This window comes from Sphingomonas sp. P3_C5 (assembly GCF_056402635.1).
Genome location: NZ_JBFUHA010000014.1, coordinates 69,331 through 94,927 on the forward strand (window position 1 = coordinate 69,331; position 25,597 = coordinate 94,927).

Genomic DNA, 25,597 nt, shown 5'->3' on the forward strand with positions numbered 1-25,597 from the left:
GCCCAGTGAACCGCCGCGAGCTCCTCGCGGCCGGCGCATCCGCGGCGCTGATGGCGCGGGTGCCCGCCTTTGCGGCGGCATCGGACGACCGCGCGCTTCGTGCCGCACTCGATGGGCTCGGCAACGCGACCCCGGAGGCGAAGCTCGATCGCCTCAAATCCTTCTCGTCCGCCTCGCTAACGCTGCCATCGGCGCTCGATCTCCTGACGGTGCGATCGGGGCTGGCGATCGACACGCAGCTTGCCCGGGCCTTCGCATTCGGCAGGCTTGGCCGCAGCCCTTATTCCGTCAGCCTGACGAGCGGCGCCTGGCGCGATTCAGGCGTGACGCCCGCGAAGATCGATGCCGATAGTGCAGCGATCTCGGCGGATGCGGCGAGCGGCGTTGTGCTGCCAACCTTCCTTCTTGGCCGCACGATTGCCGCTGTCCGCAATGCCGCCACGTCGCGCGACGTCGAGGTCAAAGCGGCGATGATGCGTCAGGCGTCGGTGATCGAGGGGCTGGGGTCCAAAAGCAGTGCCACGCCCGGCGTTGGGCGGCTGCGTGACGGCGAGACCTATTTCGCCCTCATGCTCGAACGCCAGTCTGGTGAGCAGATCGACCCGGCCGCCGCGCATCAGCGCTTTATCGACACCGCGCGCGCGCTCCATGCTCGCGCTGACACAATCCTGCGGCGCCTCGGGCTGACGCGCGGCGCGGTCGGCGAGCGGATCGTGGCACTCTATCGCCAAGAGAAATGGCTCTATCCCGACAATGATGCGGGGCGAGATCGCGCGGTGGCAGATATGAACCGCTGGCTGGACCGGGCCCGTGCCCGCTTGCCGGCGTCGTTCGGCACCGTTCCCCGCGAATGCCTGGATGTCAGCGCCCGGCGGATGTCGCCCAAGGATGAGGCTGAGCGCCGTCAGGGTTACCGCGTCGTCGCCGCACCGGGCAAGTCAGGCGTCTATTTCGTAGACCTCGCCGATATCCGCCGCCGCCCAAACTGGAGCCTGGCGAGTGTCGTCCATCACGAGCTGCTGCCCGGTCACATGATCCAGATGCCGATCGAGCAACGCGCTGATCCGCATCCTCTGAGGATCGAATATGCGTCCGGTTTTGCCGAGGGCTGGGCGGTCTATGCCGAGCAGCTTGCCGCCGAACAGGACGCCTTTGATGGCGACGACCTCGCCTTGCTCGGCCATCTGCACTGGCTGTTGTTCCGGATCGCGAGGGCGGCGATCGATACCGGTATCCACATCAGAGGCTGGTCGGTCGACAAGGCCTTGCACACGCTGCGAGAGATCCAGGGAGAGCCGGCCTATTTCGCGTCGTTCGACAGCGAGATCGACCGGGTCTGCGTCGAGCCCGGCGTGCGCGCTGCCGAGGCGCTCAACTGGCTGGCGATCGCGGACGGAGCAGCCCGGGCGCCGCACCGCATCGCCTTTCACCGCGCGGTGCTCGATCCGGGACGACGGCGCATCGAGCATTTCGATTTCCTCCATCGCAACAAGGTGCCCTCATGACTGAACAGGAATCCAGCGGGATCAGCCGGCGCGATGCGTTCGGCGCCGCTTTCGTCGGCACCGCCGCGGCGCTGATCGGCACTGGACCTGCCGCAGCCGAAGCGCCGGCTGCGGCACGCCGCCAGACCGACTGGCGGCGCGGCTATGACAACCAGCGCGTCGCCGATCTCGGCGACGGCCGATTCCTCAACCCCGTGCTCTCCGGCGATCACCCCGACCCCGCGATCCTGAAGGACGGGGACGATTATTATATGAGCTTCTCCAGCTTCGATTCCTATCCGGGCGTACCGATCTGGCATTCGCGCGATCTGGTGAATTGGCAGCCTCGCACCGCTGCTTTGACCCGGAAAATCGGCTCGGTCTGGGCAGTGTCGCTCGCCAAGCACGGTAATCGCTATTTCATCTATATCCCGGCCAAGGCGACCCCGAATTCGATCTGGGTGATCTGGGCCGACCATATCGACGGCCCCTGGAGCGATCCAATCGATCTCGGCCTGCACAACCATATCGATCCCTGCCATGTCGCTGACGAGGACGGCACGCGCTGGCTTTTCCTGTCGGGCGGTGACCGGATTCGCCTCAGCGACGACGGCCTCTCCACAGTCGGTGCGGTCGAACACGTCTATGATCCGTGGCATTATCCTGAAGACTGGGATGTCGAGGGCTTTTCACCCGAGGGGCCGAAACTGGTTCGGCATGGCGGCTGGTTCTACATGATCACAGCGGTGGGGGGCACCGCCGGCCCGCCCACCGGCCATATGGTCATCGCGGCGCGATCCCGAACGCTTCGCGGCCCGTGGGAGAACTGCCCGCACAACCCGCTCGTCCGCACCGTCGATACGGCAGAGAAATGGTGGTCGCGTGGCCACGCCTCGCTGGTCGAGGCGCCGGACGGCAGTTGGTGGTCGCTCTATCATGGCTATGAGAATGGCTTCTGGACACTTGGCCGCCAGGCATTGCTCGATCCGATCAGCTGGACTGACGATGGCTGGTTCAGGATGACCGGCGGCGATCTGTCGATGCCGATCGCCAAACCCAAAGGCGGCCAGTCGCTGCCGCACGGCCAGCCACTATCGGATGATTTTCGCAGCCTCGCGCTCGGCCGGAAATGGAATTTCTTTAAACCCCGCGCTGATGAAAGCGAGCGCGCAAGCGTCGCCGGCGGTGCGCTACTCCTGAAGGCAAGCGGGACCGCGCCTTCCGACTCCTCGCCGCTGCTGGTGATCGCGGGCGACCTCGCCTATGAATTCGAGTGCGATATCGAGATCGCGCCGGGAGGCACCGCCGGCCTCGTCCTCTTCTATGACGAGAAGCTCTATTGCGGCCTGGGTTTCGACGAGCACCGGTTCGTCACCCACCAATACGGCATCGAGCGCGGCCGGCCAGCTAATCCGCATGGCCGGAGGATGCGGATGAGGATCGCCAACAAGCGCCACATCGTCGCCATCCACACCAGCGGTGACGGCGGAAAGACCTGGCACCGGTTCGATCGCGGCATGGAAGTTTCCGGCTATCATCACAATGTCCGCAACGGCTTCCTGATGCTCCGGCCCGGCCTCTATTCGGCAGGTGTGGGCACGGCGCGCTTCAGCGATTTCGTCTATCGCGCGCTGTAATTTCAGCTCGGCGCCGCCTGAGCAGGGGCCCAAAAGAAACGGACGCCGCCCGCTTGGGCGACGTCCGGTTAAGTTTGCCGTCAAGGGAGGCGGGGTTAGATTTTCACGCGGGCGCCGAACAGGATCGTGCGGCCGAAATGGTTGTTCTCGTAGTTCCGTTCCGCCGTCACATCGTTGAAGCGATAGCGATAGGTGTCGGTCAGGTTGTTGCCGTCGAGTGACAGCTCGATGTGCTGGTTCACCTTGTAGCGCACCGAGGCGTCGAAGCTGGTGTAGGAACCATAGCCCTCGAAAATGTTGCTGGTGGCGCTGGTCGAGTCGACGAACGGTCCGCGATAGCTGATCGAGCCACGCACGCTGAAGATGTTGTCGTCATAATAGAGCGTGGCGTTGGCGGCCCGCTTCGACACCCCCAGCAACGTGCTGGTATAGTCCGCCGGAACCCCATTCAGTGTGCAGGCCGCGGCGGCGGTCGCGCGGGTGCACGCGTTGATCGCCGGGCCGGTAATCCGGTAGCTGGCGGTAGACTTGATGAAGGTCGCGTTGGCCTGGAACCCGGTATGCTTCAGGATGCCCGGCAGGAAGGTGAAGGGCAGTTGCAGCGCAACCTCGACACCCTGCAGTTTCGCGCCGGTGCCGTTGACGTTGGCACTGACGGTATAGATCTGCGACGGGTCATTGGCGATATACGCGGGCGAGCTTGGCGGCAGCGCGTCGCGCGTCAGGCCGGCACCGGCGAGCGTCGAGGTATAGGTCGCCGCTACCGGGAAGCTGTTGACGTTCTTCTGGAACAAGGCGACCGAAACCACTGACTGCGGCGCGAAATACCATTCGATGCCGAGATCGAAGTTCGTCGCCCGATAGGGCTCGAGAAGCGGGTTGCCGTAGCTGATCTTGTAGTTGAACCCGTCGATCGAGCCGCCCGGTGTCAGATTACCCAATGTCGGCCGCGTCATCACCTTGGCGATTGCGCCGCGGATGATGATGTCGTGGGTCGGATAAAAGGCGATGTTGAACGACGGCAGCCAGTCGTCATAGCTGCGTGCGACCGTGACGGTCAGGCCGCTGAGGATGCCGGTGGATCGCTGGTCGGTATGGGCATAGCGCATGCCTGCATTGCCGGCATATTTAAGGCCGAAGAGCTCGCCCTTGACGTCGAACTCGAGATACCCGCCCGAGGTCGTCTCCTGCACCGAGCGGATGTTGCCCACGTCCGGCGCGGCGGTACGGCTGTAAAGCTTGGTGAAGGCTGTGGTTGCAGGAAGATTGGCGACGACGAACTGGCTGGTCGTGCCGGATGGCTGCCCGGCATCACCCAGGCTGACGCTATCGGCGAGCGCCGCCGTCACCGGGAAACCATAGACGGTGGATGAGCAAGCCAGCGTGCCGAGCACGAGATCGGGGCCGCTGGTGCCGCACACGGCGGTGTCGCGCAGATACGCCTTGGCGTCGAAGTTGAACCGCCGCCAAACGCCGCCGGCCTTGATCTGGAAGCCGTCGGCCACGTCCCATTCGGTGCGCAGCTGCGCTGTCTTGAACCGGTTGACGACACTCGACGGGCGGTCGCGGATCTCGGCGAGCTGGAAGTTCGCCGGATTGTTGACGTCGATGCCATAGCTCAGCACCGGTGTGGCCATGTTCGAATAATCATATTTGAAGCCGGATGCCGTCCGATTGTCGAACAATATCGTCGTCTCGATCGGGATCTCTGCCGTTGATCTCGAAAGCCCGCCCAGCAGCGTGAAGCGCAGCGTATCGGTTACCTTCTGGTCCCAGTTGCCGCCAAGCTGATAGAATTCGGTGGTCGACTGGCGCAGATAATGCTCGGTGCGGACATAGGCGTTGTTGAACGTCGCGGAGATCATGTTGCCGTTGGAATCATAGGCGGGATTGACGACGTCGATCCCCTTTTCGTTGGAGCGCGCGAGCACCTCGAGCCACTTCTCCTCGCGGGTTTCCTTGAAGCGCGAATAGAGCCCGTCGATCGAGATCTTGGTGCTATCGCTCGGTGCGAACTGAATCGAGCCCGTCAGGCCCAGCCGCTCGCGATCATGCCGCACGATGCCGTACCGCGGGATGCGCGGGTGGAACGACAGCGCAGCCGCGTCGCACGCGGCGCTCGGGCGATAATTCTTGCCGCTAAAGTCGACCGGCACGCCGCCGGTCGCGGCGGGCACCGAATAGAAGCATTTGGTGCCGTTGACCGAGTTGAAATAGGCCTGCGCCCAGCGAACCGAGTTGTTGCCGAGTTCCAGCGTATTGGTCTTTGAATAGGCGCCGGAGAAATTGACGCCGAACGTTCCCGCATCGTTGCGCCAGCTGAGCAGCCCGGCGGCGCGCGGTCCGACATTCTTCGAAAGATCGTTATACGATCCCTGCAGGCTGACGACACCAGTGAACCCGGCCTTGCCGGCAAGCGGGTTGCCGGTGTTGAGATCGACGACTGCGCCAAGCGAACCTTCATCAAGCGAGGGTTCGGCGGTCTTGTGGACGACCAGGCTGCTGAATAGCTCCGACGCGAACACGTTGAAGTCGAAAGCGCGGTCGCGGTTTGCGCTCGCGCCGTCCGATGAGGTGGCGACCGTCTCGAGCCCATTGACCCGGACGCGCGTGAACTGCGCGCCGAGACCGCGCACGGTGATCGCGCGCCCTTCGCCGCCATCGCGCTGGATCGAAATGCCAGGAATACGCTGCAGCGATTCCGCCAGATTCTGGTCAGGGAATTTGGCGATGTCCTCGGCGACGATGGCATCGACAGCGGAAACAGATTCGCGCTTCAGGTTGAGCGCCTTTTCGAGTGACCGCCGATAGCCGGTCACGACGATATCCTGCGCGCCGTCCGGGGTTGCCTGGGCAGCGGGGTCCGCGGCAGCCGGCGCAGGCGAGGCATCCTGTGCATGCGCGACCCCGCCGCTCAGGGCGAGGAGCGACGCGGCACCCATCAATCTGGCGGTCAACAGGGCCCGGTGGCGCCGAGCGCGTGATACGTTACGAACAGTCATGACATCCCCTTGGTCTTTGCGCCGCCATCGCGGTCCTCGATTGTTATGATACCGGTGTCCTCCGCAGACGCCCGCACATGGCAGGCCCGTCTCGATCGGGATCCCGGTTGGAAATGTGGCACCTTCAGCTTTCGTCCCCAAATTGCCCGACCAAGTCGGTGCTATTCTGATCCGATTCTCGTTGAATGGTAACCGGTGTCATGGAATGTGTCGTGAACCATCCCGGCTGTCAAGATGCTGCGGAATCAGCCTTGAGAAATCAGGCGAATTCGTCCCAATCGCGTAGCGATCAAGCAAAGCTCCCTATCGCGTAGCGATCAAGCGAACTCTTGCGTCGCCGCCCAGTTGAGGAAGAGCTCAGGCCAGATCTCGGCCGGCTTGCCGAATGCCCGGCGCAGGCCGAAGCCGTGGCCGCCATTGGTGAAGAGATGCGTCTCGACCGGCACCTTCGCCGCTTTCAGCGCGGCCCGCATCAGCAGCGTGTTCTCGACCGGCACCGTCTCATCATCCTCGGCCGCTGCCAGGAAGCAGGGCGGGCTGTTCGGCTGAACATGGAGATGGGGCGAATGCGCATCCTCGAGCTCCGGCGACGGCGCCTTGCCGACCAGCAGAGTGCGAGACCCGGCATGAGCGAGCGGCGCCCGCATCGACACAACCGGATAGACCAGAGCCGACACGATCGGCCGCGCGGACAGCGTGTCCGCGTCGTCGATCGGGGCATAGGTCTTCGCATCGAAGCGCGCGACGAGGTCAGCGTTCAGATGCCCACCCGCTGAAAAACCGATCGAGGCGATCGCCTCGGGCTTGATCGCATAGTCGCGCGACCGCGACCGGATCAGCCGCATCGCCCTCTGCGCATCGGATAGCGCAACATCGGGGCCGGCCGCCCAGCCATCGCCGGGCAGGCGATAGAAGAGCACGAATGCCGTGAAACCGCGCACGGTGAACCAGCGCGCCAGCTCATAGCCTTCCTTGTCGATCACCACCCGCTGATAGCCCCCGCCCGGAATGAGCAGGATAGCTGCGCCATTGGCAACGCGCGGCCGGAACACGACGAGGCGCGGCCGGCTGATGCCCGTCACGGCGCGATCATTGGCTGCCGTGTCGGTGCTGCGTTCGGTGACCGTCTCGACCGGCGGGTTGGCCGGCATGCCCGGCGCGCCTTTCGGCCAGAGATCGATCGTCTCGTGCGGCTGCGGCAGGCCGAGCGGCAGAGGCTTGCCTGGCACCGTCGGCGGTGCGGTTTGCGCTTCCGCGCCTGCCGCGAGGATCGCGCCCAGGGTTCCAGCAATGGCGGTGCGGCGATCAATCATGGCTCAGGTCCCGGGCTGGATATAGGGGATGCGCGCGAACAGCTCGCGCTGCCATTTGCGTGGATCATTCTCGATATGGCTGCGCGTGTCGAAGATCATCGTCGAGCGCCTGGCAAGATCGTAGACCGGCCATGTCGGCAGGCCGGCATGGTTCGGGTTCCCCGTCTTTGCAAAGGCGATGAAGCTGTCCTGCATCGCGGCGGAGGCGGCGCGGGCATCAGCTGCGGTGCCGGTCTGCGAGCCCTTCGCGTCGAGCGTGCCGAACACAAGCGGGATATCCATGGTGTGGAAGGCGCCACGCCGAGGGTCGGTGCGCGAGGTGAAATCGACCTGATAGACCCAGGACCGGGTGCCCGCTCGCGCCCGAGCCTCGGCTTCGATCACCTGGCCGCGCCAGCTCCGCCCGGCGGTGGTGGCGGCGTAAAAGACGTCGGTCGGCAACCAGTCCGGGAAATGCGCGCGATATTCGCGCACCACCCATTCAGGCAGCACATCGATGCGCAGTTCCGGCGCCATGCGCTCGGCCAGATTGTCCCAGTTGAGCGTCTTCACCTTTGGCAGATCAGGCGAAATGAACGCGCGGGTCTCGTCGTGAACATTGCCGAGCAGCATCGGGATCGCGTTCGATTGCGGATTGGCATCGGGCCAGAAGGGGTGGCGGACCAGCCACTTCATATCCAGCACCGGGCCGAAATAGACGCCGCCGCCGAGGATGGGATCAGTCGCGTCGAGCGCGTCTACCAGCTTCGCCACCGGCATCGCGAGCAGCGGCGCCAGATCATGTTCGGAAACCCCCAGTTTCGCGAGATAAGCCCGGGTTCTTGCCGTAGCGTTGAGCGGTCCCGAGGCGGTGACCTGCTGTCCGCTCATCGTCGCCGCGCGGTGGAACAGACCTTTTGCGGCCGGCATTCCCATCATCGTCGCGATCTTGGCCCCGCCACCCGATTGGCCGAACACCATCACCCGCGACGGATCGCCACCAAAGGCAGCGATATTGTCGCGCACCCATTGCAACGCGAGGATCAGGTCGAGCTGGCCCGCATTGCCGCTGTCGCCGAAGCGCGGATCGAGACGTGCCAGATACAAATAGCCAAAGGCGTTGAGCCGGTGATTGACCGTCACCACCACGACATCGCCGCGCGCTGCCAGGGCCTGGCCATCGTTGAGCGGATCGGTGCTGCTGCCATTCGAATAGGCGCCACCGTGAATGTAGACCATCACTGGCTTCCTGGCGGCGGGATGGGTGCCGGCGGCCCAGATATTGAGGAACAGACAGTCCTCGCTGCCGACGCCGTAGCGATCGTCCTTTTGCGGGGCGACCGGGCCAAAGCTCACTGCCCGGACGATCTCGCGCGTCGGCTTTTCGCGTGTCGGCGCCTTGAAGCGCTCGGCACGACCATAGCGGATGCCGCGAAAGGCACGGACTCCATTCTCGATCGCCCCGGCAAAACGACCCGCGGGCCCCTCGACCAGCACCCCTGAGCTCCTGGCGTATCCAATCTGGGCGGGCAGGGTGGCCATCAGGGCGCCGGCGCCCGCCAGAAGGGTACGCCGATCTATCTCACCCGTACTCGCCATCGCCTCTACTCCGTAACGCGCTGCAGAAATTGCCCCATGGTGGCTTCCATCCGCACCAGCGACTGCCCGGCTTCCTCGGCCATCTGGCCGGCACTGCGCGCTTCCGAGGCGACCTCGCCGATCCGTGCGCTGATACCGCCGATCAGCCGCGCGATGTCGCGCGCGGCGAGCGATGTCTCGTCGATCGAGGCAAGGATTCCGGTGACGGTGGCGAGCTGCGCATCGATCGCGGCTGAGACGCGCTCGGTCCGGCCGAGCATCTCGGTAACGATGCCGAGCGTTGCCTGATTGGTCGCGGTGGTGATTTCAGTCGCCTTCTGGATTTCCCGAACCGTCGAGGTGACTGCCCCTGTCGACGTCGCAGCCTGATCGGCGAGCGTGCGGACTTCGTTCGCCACGACTGCGAAACCCCGGCCGCTTTCGCCGGCGCGAGCCGCCTCGATCGTCGCGTTCAGCGCAAGCAGGCGGGTCTGGGCGGTGATCCCGTCGATGAGCGAGATAATCGATTCGATGGTCGCGACATGGTTCGCCAGCGCAGAAGCGCTTTCCATACCCTCGATCGCAAGGGCATCGGCCTTTCCGGCAACCTCGGCGGCCGCCGCCGCATCCTGCCGGGCACCTTCGATCGCGCCGAGTAGGCGTGCGGTGTCGCGGGCGGAGGTCTCCATCGCGGTCGCCGATTGCTCGGCGGCGGATGCCACCTCGGCCACCGGCGCCGTCATCGCCGAGACGCCCCGCGCCGTCTGCTCGGCGAAGCGAACGATGTCCCGGCTGGCCCGGGCGGTGTCGGCGATCACCGCACCCATCTCGCTCTTTGCCCCGGCGGCGGCGAGCTGCACCGCCTCACGCGTATTGCGGCGCGCGATTGCGACGAGGCGGCTCACGATGATCTCCACTTCAATCACTGCGAGCTGCTGCGACGCACGGGTCAGGCGCTCGAGCTTGGCGCTATCCTTCACCAGTTCGAATATAAGCCCATGAATCCGCGTTTGCGCAGTCAGCATCGAAGCTGCGATCACGTTGAAGTCCATATCACGCGCCGCGATCCGGTCGCCCTCAGCAACGATCCGGTCGACCCAGGCCTGATCGATCGGCTCGGCCAGCTTGCCGCGTGCATAAGCAATTCGGCTTTGGAGCAGCGCTTCGTCGATCGCCTCGCCAGCGCTCAGGCGACGGGCGAGCAGGCCGCGCACAACTTCCTCAATGTGCGGATTGATAACTGCCCAGAGCTCGCCGAGCCCGTTCTGCAGATCGTCGCCAATCGAATAGGCCTGCCGCAAATCCCCGACGCGAGGGCCAGCTGCCTCCGGTTCGACGAAGGTTCCCGTCATCATTTCCATACCATCCCCCCAATTTTCGGGGCGGATTCTCGAAGCTCGTGACGCCGTTGCTTTACGCTTATCGGCGCACGTCGAACCCACCCTTCAGAAATGCTTCCACGTCGCGCGCACCGAACAGGCTCGCGTCCCCCGGGAGCGAATGCTTGAGGCAAGTTAGCGCAAGGCCGGACATCGCGGCCGCTTCGATATCCTGCTCGGAGCGGAGCGCATGAAGGACGCCGGCGGCGAAAGCGTCGCCGGCTCCGATGCGATCGACGATGCCGGAAAGCGCGACTTCCTCGGTCTGGGCGTGGCCGTGCCGGGCATCGATGCGCGCCGAGAGACGGTGGCGATCGACGTCTTCGAGATGGCGCGCGGTCGACGCGATCAACTGAAGTTTCGGAAAGGCGGCAAAGGCCGCATCAGCCGAGGTACGGCGACGATCCTCGCCATCGCCGCCGAAATCCTTGTCGAGCAGCAACGAGATGTCGCGGTGGTTGCCGAACAGGATGTCGGCATGGGCGACGAGTTGCGAGAGGATGCCGCGTGGGTCGCTGTCCCAGCGCTCCCACAGCCGAGCGCGGTAATTGCCGTCGAACGACACTGCCACGCCCCGTGCGGTCGCTGCCTCAGCGGCGGCGATCGCGGCCCTGGCGGGGCCGGGTCCGAGGGCAGGGGTGATGCCCGAGAGATGCAGGCGATCCGCGCCCGCAAGCACGCTGTCCCAATCCCAGGCGTCGGCGGGGGCCTCGGCAAAGGAGGAGCCGGCGCGATCGTAAATCACTTCAGTGGCGCGCATGCCGGCGCCGTTGGTGGCGAAATAGAGCCCCACCCGGTCGCCGCCGAACTGGACGCGCGAACAATCGACGCCATTGGCGCGCAGGCCAGAGATTGCGGCGCGGCCGAGATCATTGTCCGGCACCATGCTCGCCATTGCCGTGTCATGGCCAAGTCGGGCGAGGCCGCTCGCGACATTGGCCTCGGCACCGGCCACCCAGACATCGAACTTCGGCGTCTGCAGCAACAGCTCGCGGCCAGGAGGCGACAGACGAAGCATAACCTCGCCGAATGCAACGAACTTGCCCATCAGCGCGCCAGCCATCCGCCGTCGACGGCGAGGATATGGCCCTGGACATAGTCAGCGGCGGAAGAGGCAAGAAATACCGCCGCCCCGCCGAGATCGCTCGGATCGCCCCAGCGCGCGGCGGGGATGCGGTCGAGGATCGATTTGTTGCGGGTTTCGTCGGCCTGGAGCGCCGCAGTGTTGTTCGTCGCGATGTAGCCGGGGGCGATTGCGTTCACGTTGACGCCCTTCGCCGCCCATTCGTTGGCGAGCAGCTTGGTCAGCCCCCCGATACCGGATTTGGACGCAGTGTAGCTCGGCACGCGGATCCCCCCCTGAAATGTGAGCATGGAGGCGATGTTGATGATCTTGCCACCGCCCCGGCCGATCATGTGACGGCCTGCCGCCTGGCACAAGAAGAACACCGATTTGAGATTGGTATCGATCACTGCATCCCAATCCGCTTCGCTGAAATCGACTGCGTCGGCGCGGCGGATAATGCCGGCATTGTTCACGAGGATGTCGAGCCCGCCGAGTTTTGCCAGCGTCTCGTCGATGACGCGTTGAACCGGCTCGATGGTGGAGAGGTCGGCCGAGATGATTTCCGCTCGTCGTCCGAGGGCGCGAACCTTGGCGACGGTCTCCTCAGCCGGCGTGCGGCCGACGGCGGCAATGTCAGCGCCGGCAGCGGCGAGCGCGAGTGCTATCGCCTGGCCGATGCCGGTATTGGCACCGGTGACGATGGCGACTTTGCCGTTAAGGTCGAAAGGGTTGGTCATCTCTTATTCCTTGTTCCCCTCCCGCTTGCGGGAGGGGTTAGGGGAGGGCCTGTAAAGGCGCTGTCCATGACAGGCCCTCCCCCGACCCCTCCCGCAAGCGGGAGGGGAGATCAAAACGGGAGGGGAGCAATCAAGCCAGCTGGCAAATATCCAGCACTTTCATATCGGTATAATCCTGGTTCTCGCCGGCCATCGCCCAGATGAACGCATAGGCCTTGGTGCCCGAGCCCATATGGATCGACCAAGGCGGGCTGATCACTGCTTCTTCGTTACCGACGACGATATGCCGCATCGCTTCGCCCTCGCCCATGAAGTGCATTACGCGGTCGTTCGGCCCGTCGAGCTCGAAGTAGAAATAGATCTCGCTGCGGCGCTCATGGATATGCGGGGGCATCGTATTCCAGACGCTGCCGGGCTTGAGCACCGTCAGGCCCATCACCAGCTGCGCCGAATCGCATACGCCCGGAATGACCAGCTGGAAGATCGTCCGCTCGTTCGATTCCTCGAGGCTGCCGCGCTCGAGCGCATTAGCGTCGGCGATCGAGAGCTTGCGCGTGGTGAAGCCCTTATGCGCCGGACAGGAAGCGAGATAGAAACGCGCACCGGCGCCTGAGAACACCACGTCCTTCGCCCCCATGGTGACGTAGAGGCAGTCCTTGTTGCCAAGCGTGAAGCTCTCGCCGTCCACCAGCACGGTGCCGTCGACCTTGCCGACATTGACGATCGCCAGTTCACGGCGTTCGAGGAATGGATGGCCGACAGCCGATGCCGGCTCGGTCTGGTCGGGCAGCCGAACGGGTGCGTCCACAACCTCGACGCCGCCGATCACGAACCGGTCGGCATGCGTATAGTTCAGCACGCACTCGCCCGCGCGGAACAGGTCCTGGATCAGATAGCGATCGCGCAACTCGTCGTTCGAGACGCACTCCATCATGTCGGGATGGGTCGCGTAATAGGTCCGGTCGAACATCTGAAACTCTCCTGTCGCGCCGTCTTCGCGCGCTGTCATCGGTTAACCGGTGTCAAAGCTGGTTGCAACTGCTAGTCTCGCGGCGGTGCTACTGAACCGCGCCGGATCAGCGTCGAACGGAACATCGAAGGCTCCGCGACAGGCTCGTCGCCGTCAGCTGTCAGCTTGAGGGCCGCCGAGCGTGCCATCGAGATGATCGGCCAGCGCACCGTGGTCAGCGGCGGCCAGATATGCGCGGCGATCGGCGTATCGTCGAAGCCGATGATCGAGAGATCGCGCGGAACATCGATGCCACGCTGCCGCGCGGCATGGAGAACGCCCGCCGCCATCTCGTCGTTACAGGCGAAGATCGCGGTCGGTCGCGGCATCAGGTCGAGCAGGCGGTCGGCCGCCATCACCCCGGATTCAAAGGTGTAATTCCCTTCGGCGATCATTGAGCGGGGCAGAGTGATCTTTGCCGCCTTCAGCGCCTGTTCGAAGCCTTCACGCCGTTCGCGTGCCGAACGGAAACCATGCGGGCCGAGCACCAGCCCGATCCGCTTGTGCCCCTGCTCGATCAGATAATCGACCGCTGCGGTCACCGCCTCGCAGTCGTTGGAGGCGACCATATGCTCGGCATCGTCGAGCTCGGCCGAGCCCATCCGAACATAGCGGCAGCCGATATCGGCGCAGAGTTCGGCGAGCTGATTATTCTCGCTGACCGGCGGCAGCAGCACCACGCCGTACAGCCGCTGGCGCTCGAGGAAATTGCGGACATCCTGAAGCATCGTCGCCGAGCCGCGGTCGATCGGGCGCACGACCAGCTCGAATTCAGTGCCGTGGAGCGATTCGAGAATGCCCTGCTGGACGTTCATCACCATCTGGGCGTTCGGATTGTCGTGAATCAGCCCGATCAGGAAGTTGCGCCTGAGCGCAAGCGCGCGTGCCTGGGGATTGGGGACATAACCCAGCCCGCTGATCACGCCTTCAACATGCTTGCGCGTGTCTTCGCTCAGCAGGGGCGAGCGGTTGATCACCCGGCTCACCGTCTTCTTGGAGACGCCCGCGATCCTCGCGACATCGTTGATCGTTGGCAGGCCGGTCTTCCGCATTCTGCGGGGCATAGCGCTTATAATGTCCGATCGCCAAGCGGCATCGTTTCGGAAGAGATTCACTGGTCGTGATGAAACCTGCATAGCCGGTCCTTGTCATTGACACCGGTTTACCTTAGGGGGCAGACATCAAGCGCCGATAGCGCGTGCGGGAGGGTTACCAGGGTGGATTCCACCGATTTCGCCCATGAAGTGGGCCATATTGCACAGTCCTTCGTCGAGGCGCGTCGCGCCGGGCGGTCCCTGCCGGGCTATCCCGGCACCGCGCCGACTGCGCTTGCAGATGCCTATGCGGTGCAGGATGCGGCGATCGCGCTCAACGAGGCTGAGATCGGCGGCTGGAAAGTCGGGCGGATCAACCCGCCGATCGACGGTGTCGACCGGCTGGCCGGGCCGATCTTCACGCGCCAGATCTTCGAGGCAGGTCCAGATCTTGTCGCGATGCCGGTGTTCGTCGGTGGTTTCGCTGCGGCCGAGGCCGAATTCCTGTTGCGGATCGCCGCTACGCCGCCGGCCGGCAAGACTCACTTCACCCATGAGGAGGCGGCGGCCCTGATCGATGCGGTCCATATCGGCATCGAGATCGCCAGCTCGCCGCTCGCCGCGATCAACGATCTTGGCGCCGCCGTGACCGTCTCCGATTTCGGCAACAATAATGGTCTCGTCGTCGGCGCTGCGATCCCCGACTGGCGGAATGCCGATATCGAGAGCTGGCTGCTTTCGGTTACGATCGATGGCAAGCCCATCGGCAGCGGCAAGGCGGCCGACATGCTTGACGGGCCGATCGGCGCGGCGCGCTTCCTCTTCGAGCTGATGGCCGAGCGTGGAATTGCGCTCAAGCCGGGACAATGGATTTCCAGCGGCGCGGTAACCGGCGTACATGCGGTGGGAATCGGTGATCGGATCGAGGCGCGCTTCGGTGCCGACCTCGCCGTGGGCTGCATGATTAAAGCCTCCTAGAAACGGGGCGGGTCGGGAGTGAATGATGGCTGAAACCATGGTGCCGGGGGTTGCCGCCGCAGCCCAGCGGGCGGGCAATTATCGCTGGGTGATCTGCGGGCTGCTCTTCGCGGCGACCGCGATCAACTATGTCGATCGTCAGATGCTCGGCGTGCTCAAGGGTACCCTGCACGACGAGATCGGCTGGACCGAGATCGGCTATTCCAACGTCGTCTTCTGGTTCCAGACCGCCTATGCCATCGGCTATCTCGGTTTCGGCAAGCTGATCGACCGGATCGGCGCGCGCTTCGGCTATGCGATTGCCTTCGTGATCTGGACGATCGCCCATATCGCGCATGGCGGGGTGCACAGCGTTACGCAATTCGCCATGGTTCGTTTCGGCCTCGGCATCGGCGAATCCGGCAATTTCCCGGCCGGCGTCAAGGCGGTGACCGAGTGGTTTCCGGCCAGGGAGCGAGCGCTCGCAATCGGCATCTTCAACGCGGGGGCGAATGTCGGCGCGATCGTAACGCCGCTGCTCGTGCCACTCCTGGTCGCCCTCTACGGCTGGCGGATGGCGTTCGTCATCACAGGCGCGGCGAGCCTGGTCTGGGTGGTCGCCTGGGTGGCGATCTATCGCCACCCGACTCAATCGACGCGCGTTTCGGCCAGCGAGCTTGCTTATATCGAAAGCGACCCGGCGGATCCGGTCGAGCCGGTTGGCTGGTTCAGCCTGCTCCGCCTGCGGGAAACCTGGGCCTTTGCGCTCGGCAAATTCTTCATCGACCCGATCTGGTGGATGTACATCTTCTGGCTCCCCGACTTTCTCGGCAAACGCTATGGGCTCGACCTCAAGACCTTTGGACCGCCTCTCGTTGCTGTCTATCTCCTGTCCGATGTCGGGAGCGTGCTTGGCGGCTGGGCGTCGTCCCGGATGATCAAGAACGGGCGCACCGTGAATTTCGCCCGCAAAACAACGATGCTGGTCTGCGCGATCTTCGTCACGCCGATCTTCTTCGCGCAATATGTCGACAATCTGTGGCTGGCCGTGCTCATCATCGGTACCGCGGCGGCAGCGCACCAGGCCTTCTCGGCCAATGTCTATACGCTTCCCTCGGACCTGTTCCCGCGCAGCGCGGTGGGCTCAGTGATCGGCATCGGCGGCACCGTCGGCGCCGTCGGTGGCATGTTCTTCTCGCTCTATATCGGGCAGATCCTGGATAAGGTCGGCACCTACACGCCGATCTTCATCGTCGCTGGCTGTGCTTATTTCGTCGCGCTCGCCGCAGTCCACTTCCTGTCGCCGAGATTGACGCGGGCTGATGAACGCCAGGCTGCCGAAGGTCATTGACGAGAAGCGAGCGGAAACGTCGCGAGGTGATTCAACAGGACGGAAGTTTGCTGCACTGTCGCGTCAGGCAGGGACCTGATCGGACTCGGCTGGGCTCTTTTTCATGAGGATGCGAATGGTCGACGACACGCTTGCGCTCGGGACGGAAATTCCCTGTTCCGACGCGAAATTTCCCTGTTAATCCGGCCGAATTCCCTGTTATTCGCGCGGAACAGGGAAAATTGACCCGGCTCTGTCGCGCAAATCGCAATAATCCGCGCGCTGTCGGCTGCTGATTTTGGCGTCCCGTCGCTGCACTGGCAGCGGAGGCAAAAGCGGTTGGCAAGCGTCCTGCGAACGCGCAATGTCTCGCGGGACGAATCAGACGGTTACGCGGGGATGTACGGGTTGAACGGGAAGAGATTACGCGGGGCCGCTGTGCTGGCTGCGCTTTGGGCATCTGTCCAGGCAACTGCGGCGATGGCGCAGGATTCGCTCGCTGATCCGCAAGGGTCCGGCGCGATCGTATCCGCCGTGCGCTGGCTCGAGGGCACTTTGCTCGGCACGGTCGCGACCGTGGTCGCGGTGATCGCGGTCGCGTCGGTCGGCTTCCTGATGCTCACCGGGCGGATCAACTGGCGCTACGGCGCAACCGTGATCCTCGGCTGCTTCATCCTGTTCGGGGCGGCGAGTATCGTAGCAGGCATCCAGTCCACAGCCAGCGCCGGCTACTGATCCGTGAACGGGCTCGAGCGCGATCCCCTGTTCGTCGCGCTCACGCGGCCGCAGATGTTCGCCGGCGTCACCTACAGCTATTTCGTGGTCAACGGCGTCATCGCGACTGAGTTGTTCCTGATTTTCCACGCTTTCTGGGTGCTGGCGGTCGCACTGATCGTCCATCTTGTCGGCGTGGTGCTGTGCGTGCGGGAGCCGCGCATCATTGACCTGTGGCTGATCAAGCTGAGCCGTTGCCCACGCGTGCGCAACTACGCGATCTGGCGATGCAACTCCTACCGCCCCTGACCCAGAACCCGCGGGCCATCGCCCGCGAGAAGTTCGCCGGGGCTCATCTTCCCTATGCGCGGCACGTCAACGATCACACGATCGAGACGCGCGACGGACTGCTGATGCAGTTCATCCATCTGCGCGGCATGCTGTTCGAGACCGCCGACACCGACGAGATCAACTATCGCAAGGTGCTCCGCGACGCGATGTTGCAGGCGATCGGCTCGTCGCGCTTCGCGCTCTATCATCACGTCGTGCGCAGACGGGCGGATGTCGAGCTGCCGGCTGAGTTCCCCGATGCTTTCTCAGGCCAGCTTGATGCCGCATGGCGCGGCCGGCTCGCTGGCAAGCAGCTCTACGTCAACGACCTGTTCCTCACCCTGATCCGCCGTCCGCTGCAAGGCCGTGTCGGTATCGCAGACCGGGTGCGCGGATTTCTCGGCCGCGCAACGACGCCGGCCGAGGCGACCTCGGCCAATGAGCTCCGTCAGTTGGACGGTGCACGCGATGCGCTGCTGGCCCAGCTCGGCAGCTATGAGCCGCGGCTGCTCGGCGTGTACGAGACGCGGCAGGGCGTATGCTCGGAGCCGCTCGAATTCCTCTCCACCCTCTATAATGGCGAGATGCGGCCAGTCCTGATGCCGCTCCAGGATGCCGGCCAATATCTGCCCTATCGCCGGGTGAGTTTCGGCCAGGAAACCGTAGAGCTCGGCGCGGCCGGCGCGTCGCCGCGCGGCTTTGTCGGGCTGGTCTCGATCAAGGATTATCCGGCGCAGACTGCGCCTGGCATGCTCGACGAATTGCTGCGGTTGCCGTTCGAGCTGACTGTGTCGCAGTCTTTCGGCTTCGTCGATCGCCAGGCTGCGCTCGGCAAGATGAACCTTGCACTCAGGCGGATGCGCTCGGCCGAGGATGAGGCGGTGAGCCTGCGCGGCGAGTTATCGAACGCCAAGGACGAGGTCGCAGCCGGACGCGCCGGGTTCGGCGAGCATCACATGACGGTCGCGGTGCGCGGCGATACGCCGGCCGCGGTCGATGCGGGCGTTGCCGAGGTCCAGGCGTCGCTCTCCGATCTCGGCATCATCGCGGTGCGCGAGGATATCGCGCTCGAACCGGCCTTCTGGGCGCAGTTCCCGGGCAACTTCAAATATATCGCGCGGCGCGGCCTGATCTCGACCGGCAATTTCGCCGGCCTTGCGAGCGGCCACAATTTCCCGCTCGGCCAGGCCGATGGCAATCATTGGGGCGAAGCAGTCACCCTGCTCGAGACGACGGCGGCCGGGCCCTATTATTTCAACTTCCACCAGGGCGATCTCGGCAATTTCACCGTCATCGGCCCATCGGGCTCGGGCAAGACGGTGGTGCTCAACTTCCTGCTCGCCCAGGCGCGCAAGTTCCGGCCGCGGATCATCTTCTTCGACAAGGATCGCGGCGCTGAGCTGTTCATCCGCGCGATCGGCGGGCGTTATGATCTGCTCAGGCCCGGTACGCCGTCCGGCCTCAACCCGCTGCAGATCGAGGACAATCCCGCCAACCGCCAGTTCCTGATCGACTGGGTCGCTCAGCTCGCGGGCGGCGCCGACATCGACGATGTCGCCAAGATCAAGGACGCGGTCGACGCCAACTTCGCACAGCCGCACGAGCATCGCAGGCTGCGCCACCTCGCCGAACTGTTCCGTGGTGGCCACCGTCCACACGCGGCCGATCTCTGGGCGCGGCTCAGGCCGTGGTGGGGCGAGGGCGAGCGCGCCTGGCTGTTCGACAATGAGGAGGATCTGACGGATTTGAGCGCCGAGGCGGTCGGGTTCGACATGACCGCGATCCTCGATGATCCGGCGGTACGCACGCCGGCGATGATGTACCTGTTCCACCGCGTCGAGGAACGGCTCGACGGCTCGGCTGCGATCATCGTCGTCGACGAGGGCTGGAAGGCGCTCGATGATGAGGTGTTCGTCCGCCGCATCAAGGATTGGGAAAAGACCATCCGCAAGCGTAACGGCATTGTCGGCTTCGCAACCCAGAGCGCGCAGGATGCGCTCGAGAGCAAGATCGCCAGCGCCATCATCGAGCAGGCCGCGACCCAGATCTTCATGATCAACCCCAAGGCGCGCGCCTCCGATTATATCGAAGGCTTCGGTCTGACCCCGCACGAATATGAGCTGATCCGCACGCTCCCTGACGATTCCCACTGCTTCCTGATCAAACATGGTGCCGACAGCGTGGTGGCGCGGCTCAACCTTACCGGCGAGCGCGATCTGCTGACGATCCTGTCCGGCCGCGAGCGCACCGTGCGCCTGCTTGATGAGATCCGCATCGAGACCGGCGATGATCCCGTCGCCTGGATCCCGCGCTTGCTGGAGCGTGCCTGATGGCATGCCCGACGCTCTCGCCCGATGGCGCTTTTCTCAGCGTCGTGCTGAGCTATGTCGATTGCCAGGCGCAGGCGATCGGGCAGGGTGGCTATCAGGCGCTCGCGGCACCCGGCTCGATCGTTGCTATCGCGATGACCGGGATGCTGACGATCTTCATCGCCCTGTTCGGCTATCGCATGCTGTTCGGCCAGGTCCCCGATGTGCGCGACGGCGTTGTGGCGGTGGTGAAGCTCGGCGTGGTGCTCGCACTGGCGACCAGCTGGCCGGCCTTTCGCACGCTCGCTTATGACGTGACGATGCACGGCCCGGCCGAGCTTGCCACCAGCATCGGCGGTGCGGCGGGCCTACCGGGCTCAGGCGGTGGGCTGGTCGCGCGTCTCGAGGGCGTGGATAATGGCCTTGGGGAACTGATGATCCTCGGCACCGGCAAGCCGCCCAATGTCGACGAGATCGTCGGCCCGACCCAGACGTTGACGCCGCAGCAGCAACAGGCGCAGATGCAGCATCTCCAGCAAGTGGCGCAGCGTCCGAAATGGGATCCGGCCCGGGATGCAGCCCTGCTCGGCAATGCCCGTACGCTCTACCTGACCGGCGCGATCGGCGCCTTCGCGTCTGTGCGCGTGGTCAGCGGATTGCTGTTAGCGCTCGGCCCGTTGTTCGCGATGTTCCTGCTGTTCGACGGTACGCGCGGCCTGTTCGAGGGCTGGGTGCGCGGTGTCGGCGGCGCAGCACTCGGCGCGCTGGCGACCTCGATCGTGCTCGGCGTAGAGCTCGCGATCATGGAGCCGTGGCTCGCCGCCATTCTCGCCGAGCGCCGCGCCGATATCCCGACCCCGCAGGTCCCGATCGAATTGCTGGTGCTGACCCTGGCCTTCGTCCTCACCCTCACGGCCGCGCTGTTCGCGACCGCGCGCGTGGCGCGGGGGTTCAAGCTGCCGCCGGGGTGGCGTGCCGCGCCGTCGCGGGTGATCGATGCGCTACGTGGTCGCGAGACGCCGGCCATGCTCGCCCAAGCCGAGCAGCCTCAAGCGCCAGACCAGCGCTCGCGCGCCTTCGCCGTCGCCGATGCGGTTGCCGCGAGCCAGCGGCGCGAGGCGGCAACGCCGCCGCCGCCGCCCGCGCAGATCGGCCAGCGTGCCGCCATCCAGGCGATCTCGCGTGACATTCCAACGGCGGCGGTGGTGCCGCTCGGACAGACTTATCGGCGCAGGACGCGCGGCCGTGTATCGGCAAGCGCCGGCCGGCGGGACAGGAACGCATGAACAAGACCTCACGAGAATCGCTCGACGCCTATTACAGCCAGGCGGAAAGCTGGGCGCATGACCAGCAGGATGCGCTCCGCGCCTCGCGCAAGGTGGCGTGGATCGTCGCGTCCGCCGCAGCCGCGATCGCGGTGTGCGAGGCCTTCGCGCTGATTGCGCTCGCTCCGTTGAAGACAGTGGTGCCCTATACGCTGCTGGTCGATCGCCACACCGGCTTTGTCGAGGCGCTGAAGCCGCTCGACGCCAACACCATCGCGCCCGACAAGGCGCTCACTCAATCCTTCCTCGTCCAATATGTCATTGCGCGGGAGAGCTTCGACTATGACGCGCTGCAATCCAATTACCGCAAGACAGTGCTGTGGTCAGCCGATCCGGCGCGGGCGGATTATGTGTCGAGCGTCCAATATTCCAACCCCGGCAGCCCGCTCGCACGCTTCCCTCGGACCACCGTCGTCGAGACGCGGGTGAAGAGTGTCTCGCCGCTCAGCACCGGCGCCGCTCTGGTGCGCTTTGAGACTCAGCGCCGCGATGCCGGCGCGCAGGTCCAGCCGCCGCGCGCCTGGGTCGCGGTGATCCGCTATCGCTTCTCAGGCGAGCCGATGACGCGCGAGGATCGCTTCGTGAACCCGCTCGGCTTCCAGGTGCAACGCTACCGCCGCGATGCCGAAGCGCTGCCCGATCCCGAAGCGACTGCCGTGCCGACACCAGGCACCACGGTCGTGCCGGGAACGACGTCGGGAACGACGCCCGGTACTATATCGGGCGGCGCGACCGTCGCGCCGGCGCCCAATTTTCCGGCACCGAAACGCGCACCCGCCCGTCCGGGCGCGCCGGAGGTTGAGCTTTGAGGATCACGCTGTTCCTGATGGCATTGTTGCTGCCGGGCACGGCAATGGCGCAGGTGCGCCCGGCTCCCGGCCCCGGCGACCCGCGCATCCAGACGATCGTCTATGACGCCAATCAGGTTGTTCAGCTCCAGGTCGCATCCGGCTATCAGCTCGCGATCGAGTTCGCGCCCGACGAGCGGATCGAGAATGTCGCGGTTGGGGAGAGCGGTGCGTGGCAGGTGACGCCGAACAAGCGCGGCGACCATCTGTTCATCAAGGCGCTCCAGGCGGGGGTCACGACCAACCTTACCGTCGTCACTGACGCACGCAGCTACGCTTTCGAACTGCAACCCTTGTTCGGGCCGCTGCCCAATATGGCTTTTACGGTGCGCTTCACCTATCCCGCGCCGGCCAGCGTAGTGGTGGCCGGGGTGGAGCCGACCGTCGAGCCGGGCCGCTACAAGCTGAGCGGAACCAAGGCGCTTCGCCCGAGCCAGATCGATGATGACGGCGTCCACACCTATATCGTCTTCCCCGCCGACAAACCGCTCCCGGCGATCTTTGCGATCGACGAAAAGGGCCGGGAGATGCTGGTCGACGGCGCGATGCGTGATGGCCAATATGTGATCGACGATGTGAAGCCGAAACTCGTGTTCCGCCTCGACAAGGATTCTGCGACCGCTGTCCGCGTGAAGCTGAAGCCGAAGAAGCACTGATGGCGACAGCTCCACCCACTGACCCCCGGATCGGGCGCGGTGCCGAGGAAGATGTGCGCCCTGTCGTCGCGGTGCCGTCCGCGGGCATGCCTTGGTGGATGATCGCGATCGGCATCGGCGTGGCTGCGATCCTCCTCTTCAGCGTGCTCGATCTGCGCCGCCGCTCGCTCTCCGCGCCGACCACAAGGCCGCAGGCGGCCGACAATCTCGGAGGCGCGGCGCCGCAGCCTGCGCCGCTCTATGTCCCGCCAGCGCCCGCGCCGACGCCCATTGCGACGCCGACACCCGCGCCACCACCGCCCCCGCCGCGCTTCGTGCCGCCGCCGCCGCAACCGCGCATCATCTATGTGCCGCAGCCGGCACCGCCGATGCCGCAGCCGATTCAACCACCGCCACGTCTGGCCGGTACAGGTGGCCCCGTTCTGGTGGTCGATACCACGGCCGGTGACGCCGTTGCCGAAGCCGATGGCGCGGCCGGCGCCCCAGCCGCTGGCGGCGGTGCCGGTGCCGGGGCAGTCGCGGCGACCGGCGGGAGCGCGCGTGCGTCGGTGATGCGGCATCGCCCGACGACGGTACCGCAGGGCACGCTGATCCCTGCCGTACTCGAAACAGCGCTGGATTCGACCCGGCCCGGCCTCGCCCGCGCGCTCGTGCAGAGCGACGTGCGGGGCTTTGACGGCAACCGGGTGCTGATCCAGCGCGGCAGCCGGCTGATCGGCGAATATCGCGCCGATCTCCAGCCCGGCCAGAACCGGGCGATGGTAATGTGGACCCGCCTGGTACGCCCAGACGGCGTGACGATCGCGCTCGGCTCGCCCGCAGCCGATCCGCTCGGACGGGTCGGCATCAAGGGCAAGGTCAACAGCCATTTCTTCGAGAAGTTCGGAGCAGCGATCCTGCAGACCGCGCTCGATGTTGGCAGCAACTATGCCTCGCGGCTGGGCGGATCGTCAGTGATCGTCTCGCTGCCGGGATCGGTGGTGAATTCTGCCGCGGCCCCGCTCACCAGCGGCACCCAGATCCAGCCGACCCTGCGCGTGAAGCAGGGCACCGCGATCACCGTGTTCGTCGCGCGCGACCTCGATTTCACCGCCGTCGAGAGCCGGAAATGAGCATACCGGTGCGGGACGAGCGGCCGGTCTATCTGCGCAGCTATCTCGCGCCGCTCGCAGCCATGCTCGCCCGCGACGATGTGACCGACATCTATGTCAATCGCCCGGGCGAGGTCTGGGTGGAGACGACCGCAGGCGGGATCGAGCGCCATGATGCGCCCGGCCTCGACGAGGCGACCCTGTCGCGGCTCGCCCGCCAGATCGCGGCGTTGTCGCACCAGGGGATCAGCCGCGAGCATCCCTTGCTCTCGGCGACTTTGCCCGATGGCGCTCGCGTCCAGGTGGTCGGGCCACCGGCGACGCGCGGGCCGCTTGCGCTGGCGATCCGCAAGCATGTCTCGCCCGATCTGGCGCTCGGCGATTATGTCGCAAGCGGTGCCTTTGCCGGTACGAAACGCGGTGATGTTGAAGGGCCATCGGATATTGACCTCGCCCTGCGCGCGATGCTGGACGAGGGCGATATCGCCGGAATGCTCGCCGGCGCAGTCAAGGCGCGCAAGAACATTCTGGTGTCCGGCGGTACCTCGACCGGCAAGACCACTTTCCTCAATGCGCTGATCCGCGAGATTCCGTCCGAGGAGCGGCTGATCCTGATCGAGGACACGCCCGAGCTTCACCTCCGCCACGACAATGCCGTTGGCCTGCTCGCGGCGCGCAGCGCGCTCGGCGAGGCGCAGGTGAGCGCTGACGATCTGCTTCGCGCCTCGCTGCGCATGCGACCCGATCGGATCATCCTTGGCGAGTTGCGCGGCGAGGAGGCCTATGCCTTTCTGCGCGCGGTCAATACCGGCCATCCCGGATCGATGACGACAGTCCATGCCGACAGCGCCGAACGCGCGATCGAGCAGATTGCTTTGCTCGTGTTGCAGACCGGCACGCGCCTCAACCGCGACGATGTGCTCCATTATGTCCGCAGCACGGTCGATGTCTTCGTTCAGCTCGCCCGGGTCGGCGGGCGCCGGCATGTTACTGAGGTGGTGCTACGGCGCTAAGCCGATCGTCGAGCTCGAGCGCATTGGCGAGCGCAGCGCCTGAGGCGGTGTTGTCGTAAATCGTCCAGACCTCCACGCCGCGGCTGACCAGCGCCTCCACGCGCCGCGCCTGAGCCTTGATGGCGTCGGCCGCATAACTCGACCAATAGACGCGCGGCGCCCCGTGCAACCGGAAATAGGCGATCCCTGGCCAGCCACCCGGCTCGCCTCCTCCCCGATGCAGCGCGGGATCGGCAGCGACACGCGCGACCCGGTGATGCACGAGCAACGCTTCGGCCTCCGGCTCGAACCAGCTCGCATGACGAGGCTCGAGAACCATCGGCCCGCCGACGATCGTCTCAAAGACCGTGAGAAAGCCCGACGCGACGTCGCCCGAAAAGGCGAAGCTCGGCGGCAGCTGGGCGAGAATCGGCCCTCGCTTTTCGCCGAGCCCGCCACTCTCCTCGGCGAAGCGCGCGAGCAGATCGCCACAATCGACCAGACGCTGCTCATGCGTGATTGTCTTGGGCAGCTTCACCGCAAAACGAAAATCGGGCCGGGCGCTCGCCGCCCATTTTTCATAGGTCGCGCGGCGATGAGGCCGATGGAAGCTGCTGTTGATCTCGGCCGCGTTCAGACGCGCTGCGTAGCGGCTGAGATGGCTTCCGCTACCGGGGAATTGCGCGGCAAGCGCCGAACCGATCGACCATCCGGCAATTCCGGTTCTGATGATCCTCATCGTCATCGCCGTGCCCCTTCGGCGAACAAATCGATCGCGCACCGTCCGGGTTCCCGACGCAATGACCCGACTGCTGATTGATTCAACC

21 protein-coding genes are annotated in these 25,597 nt (G+C 65.1%); 12 read left to right on the plus strand and 9 right to left on the minus strand.

All coding sequences use genetic code 11. The annotated features are described in order from the left end of the window. Positions 1–5 precede the first annotated feature (5 nt). Both AC1DVS_RS24420 and AC1DVS_RS24425 read left to right on the plus strand, forming a co-directional pair. Positions 6–1,505 (plus strand): DUF885 family protein, encoded by a 1,500-nt coding sequence (locus AC1DVS_RS24420; protein WP_478027097.1) that lies wholly within the window; start codon positions 6–8, stop codon positions 1,503–1,505. Further along, a complete protein-coding gene (locus AC1DVS_RS24425) occupies positions 1,502–3,121 on the plus strand; it encodes a family 43 glycosylhydrolase (RefSeq protein ID WP_478027098.1) in 1,620 nt (539 codons plus the stop codon). The genes AC1DVS_RS24420 and AC1DVS_RS24425 overlap by 4 nt, the downstream gene beginning before the upstream one ends. Before the next feature lie 95 nt (positions 3,122–3,216). On the opposite strand, the gene AC1DVS_RS24430 is transcribed toward AC1DVS_RS24425, so the two are convergent. From AC1DVS_RS24430 to AC1DVS_RS24465, 8 genes are all read right to left on the minus strand, one after another. Continuing rightward, positions 3,217–6,063 (minus strand): TonB-dependent receptor, encoded by a 2,847-nt coding sequence (locus tag AC1DVS_RS24430; RefSeq protein ID WP_478027144.1) that lies wholly within the window; start codon positions 6,061–6,063, stop codon positions 3,217–3,219. 377 nt (positions 6,064–6,440) lie between these two features. Then, the gene (locus AC1DVS_RS24435) at positions 6,441–7,436 is read right to left on the minus strand and encodes an alpha/beta hydrolase (protein WP_478027099.1); all 996 of its coding nucleotides are present in this window, start codon (positions 7,434–7,436) and stop codon (positions 6,441–6,443) included. 3 nt (positions 7,437–7,439) lie between these two features. Next, positions 7,440–9,014: a carboxylesterase/lipase family protein gene (locus tag AC1DVS_RS24440; RefSeq protein WP_478027100.1), complete on the minus strand. Its 1,575-nt coding sequence runs from the start codon at positions 9,012–9,014 to the stop codon at positions 7,440–7,442. 5 nt (positions 9,015–9,019) lie between these two features. Continuing rightward, positions 9,020–10,348, minus strand: a complete 1,329-nt coding sequence (locus AC1DVS_RS24445; RefSeq protein ID WP_478027101.1) for a methyl-accepting chemotaxis protein — start codon at positions 10,346–10,348, stop codon at positions 9,020–9,022. Positions 10,349–10,412: 64 nt separating this feature from the next. Beyond that, positions 10,413–11,420: a sugar kinase gene (locus AC1DVS_RS24450; RefSeq protein WP_478027102.1), complete on the minus strand. Its 1,008-nt coding sequence runs from the start codon at positions 11,418–11,420 to the stop codon at positions 10,413–10,415. After that, positions 11,420–12,175, minus strand: coding sequence for a 2-dehydro-3-deoxy-D-gluconate 5-dehydrogenase KduD (gene kduD, locus AC1DVS_RS24455; RefSeq protein ID WP_478027103.1), 756 nt, complete (start codon positions 12,173–12,175; stop codon positions 11,420–11,422). The genes AC1DVS_RS24450 and kduD overlap by 1 nt, the downstream gene beginning before the upstream one ends. Before the next feature lie 130 nt (positions 12,176–12,305). Next, complete coding sequence (gene kduI, locus AC1DVS_RS24460) at positions 12,306–13,145, minus strand: 5-dehydro-4-deoxy-D-glucuronate isomerase (RefSeq protein WP_478027145.1); 840 nt, start codon at positions 13,143–13,145, stop codon at positions 12,306–12,308. A gap of 71 nt (positions 13,146–13,216) precedes the next feature. After that, entirely contained in the window at positions 13,217–14,236 is a 1,020-nt protein-coding gene (locus AC1DVS_RS24465) for a LacI family DNA-binding transcriptional regulator (RefSeq protein ID WP_478027104.1), read from the minus strand. A gap of 165 nt (positions 14,237–14,401) precedes the next feature. Between AC1DVS_RS24465 and AC1DVS_RS24470 the strand changes: the two genes are divergently transcribed. The 10 genes from AC1DVS_RS24470 (at position 14,402) to virB11 (ending at position 24,791) form a co-directional block, all read left to right on the plus strand. After that, the gene (locus AC1DVS_RS24470) at positions 14,402–15,196 is read left to right on the plus strand and encodes a 2-keto-4-pentenoate hydratase (protein ID WP_478027105.1); all 795 of its coding nucleotides are present in this window, start codon (positions 14,402–14,404) and stop codon (positions 15,194–15,196) included. A 25-nt stretch (positions 15,197–15,221) separates the two neighbouring features. Beyond that, positions 15,222–16,526, plus strand: coding sequence for an MFS transporter (locus tag AC1DVS_RS24475; protein ID WP_478027106.1), 1,305 nt, complete (start codon positions 15,222–15,224; stop codon positions 16,524–16,526). A 420-nt stretch (positions 16,527–16,946) separates the two neighbouring features. After that, positions 16,947–17,240: a TrbC/VirB2 family protein gene (locus AC1DVS_RS24480; RefSeq protein ID WP_478027146.1), complete on the plus strand. Its 294-nt coding sequence runs from the start codon at positions 16,947–16,949 to the stop codon at positions 17,238–17,240. A 3-nt stretch (positions 17,241–17,243) separates the two neighbouring features. Continuing rightward, on the plus strand, positions 17,244–17,528 hold the full coding sequence (locus AC1DVS_RS24485; RefSeq protein ID WP_478027107.1) for a VirB3 family type IV secretion system protein: 285 nt from the start codon (positions 17,244–17,246) through the stop codon (positions 17,526–17,528). Next, positions 17,507–19,879 (plus strand): VirB4 family type IV secretion/conjugal transfer ATPase, encoded by a 2,373-nt coding sequence (locus AC1DVS_RS24490; protein WP_478027108.1) that lies wholly within the window; start codon positions 17,507–17,509, stop codon positions 19,877–19,879. Before AC1DVS_RS24485 ends, AC1DVS_RS24490 begins: the two co-directional genes overlap by 22 nt. After that, positions 19,879–21,144 carry a type IV secretion system protein gene (locus tag AC1DVS_RS24495; protein WP_478027109.1) on the plus strand — a complete coding sequence of 422 codons (1,266 nt, stop codon included), beginning with the start codon at positions 19,879–19,881 and terminating at the stop codon, positions 21,142–21,144. Before AC1DVS_RS24490 ends, AC1DVS_RS24495 begins: the two co-directional genes overlap by 1 nt. After that, complete coding sequence (locus tag AC1DVS_RS24500) at positions 21,141–21,992, plus strand: VirB8 family type IV secretion system protein (RefSeq protein ID WP_478027110.1); 852 nt, start codon at positions 21,141–21,143, stop codon at positions 21,990–21,992. The genes AC1DVS_RS24495 and AC1DVS_RS24500 overlap by 4 nt, the downstream gene beginning before the upstream one ends. Beyond that, positions 21,989–22,687 (plus strand): TrbG/VirB9 family P-type conjugative transfer protein, encoded by a 699-nt coding sequence (locus AC1DVS_RS24505; protein ID WP_478027111.1) that lies wholly within the window; start codon positions 21,989–21,991, stop codon positions 22,685–22,687. The genes AC1DVS_RS24500 and AC1DVS_RS24505 overlap by 4 nt, the downstream gene beginning before the upstream one ends. After that, a complete protein-coding gene (locus AC1DVS_RS24510; protein WP_478027112.1) occupies positions 22,687–23,799 on the plus strand; it encodes a TrbI/VirB10 family protein in 1,113 nt (370 codons plus the stop codon). The genes AC1DVS_RS24505 and AC1DVS_RS24510 overlap by 1 nt, the downstream gene beginning before the upstream one ends. Further along, a complete protein-coding gene (gene virB11, locus AC1DVS_RS24515; RefSeq protein ID WP_478027113.1) occupies positions 23,796–24,791 on the plus strand; it encodes a P-type DNA transfer ATPase VirB11 in 996 nt (331 codons plus the stop codon). Before AC1DVS_RS24510 ends, virB11 begins: the two co-directional genes overlap by 4 nt. Here the strand turns inward: virB11 and AC1DVS_RS24520 are convergent. Further along, entirely contained in the window at positions 24,766–25,509 is a 744-nt protein-coding gene (locus AC1DVS_RS24520; protein WP_478027114.1) for a DUF72 domain-containing protein, read from the minus strand. The genes virB11 and AC1DVS_RS24520 overlap by 26 nt on opposite strands. Between the last annotated feature and the right edge of the window lie 88 nt (positions 25,510–25,597).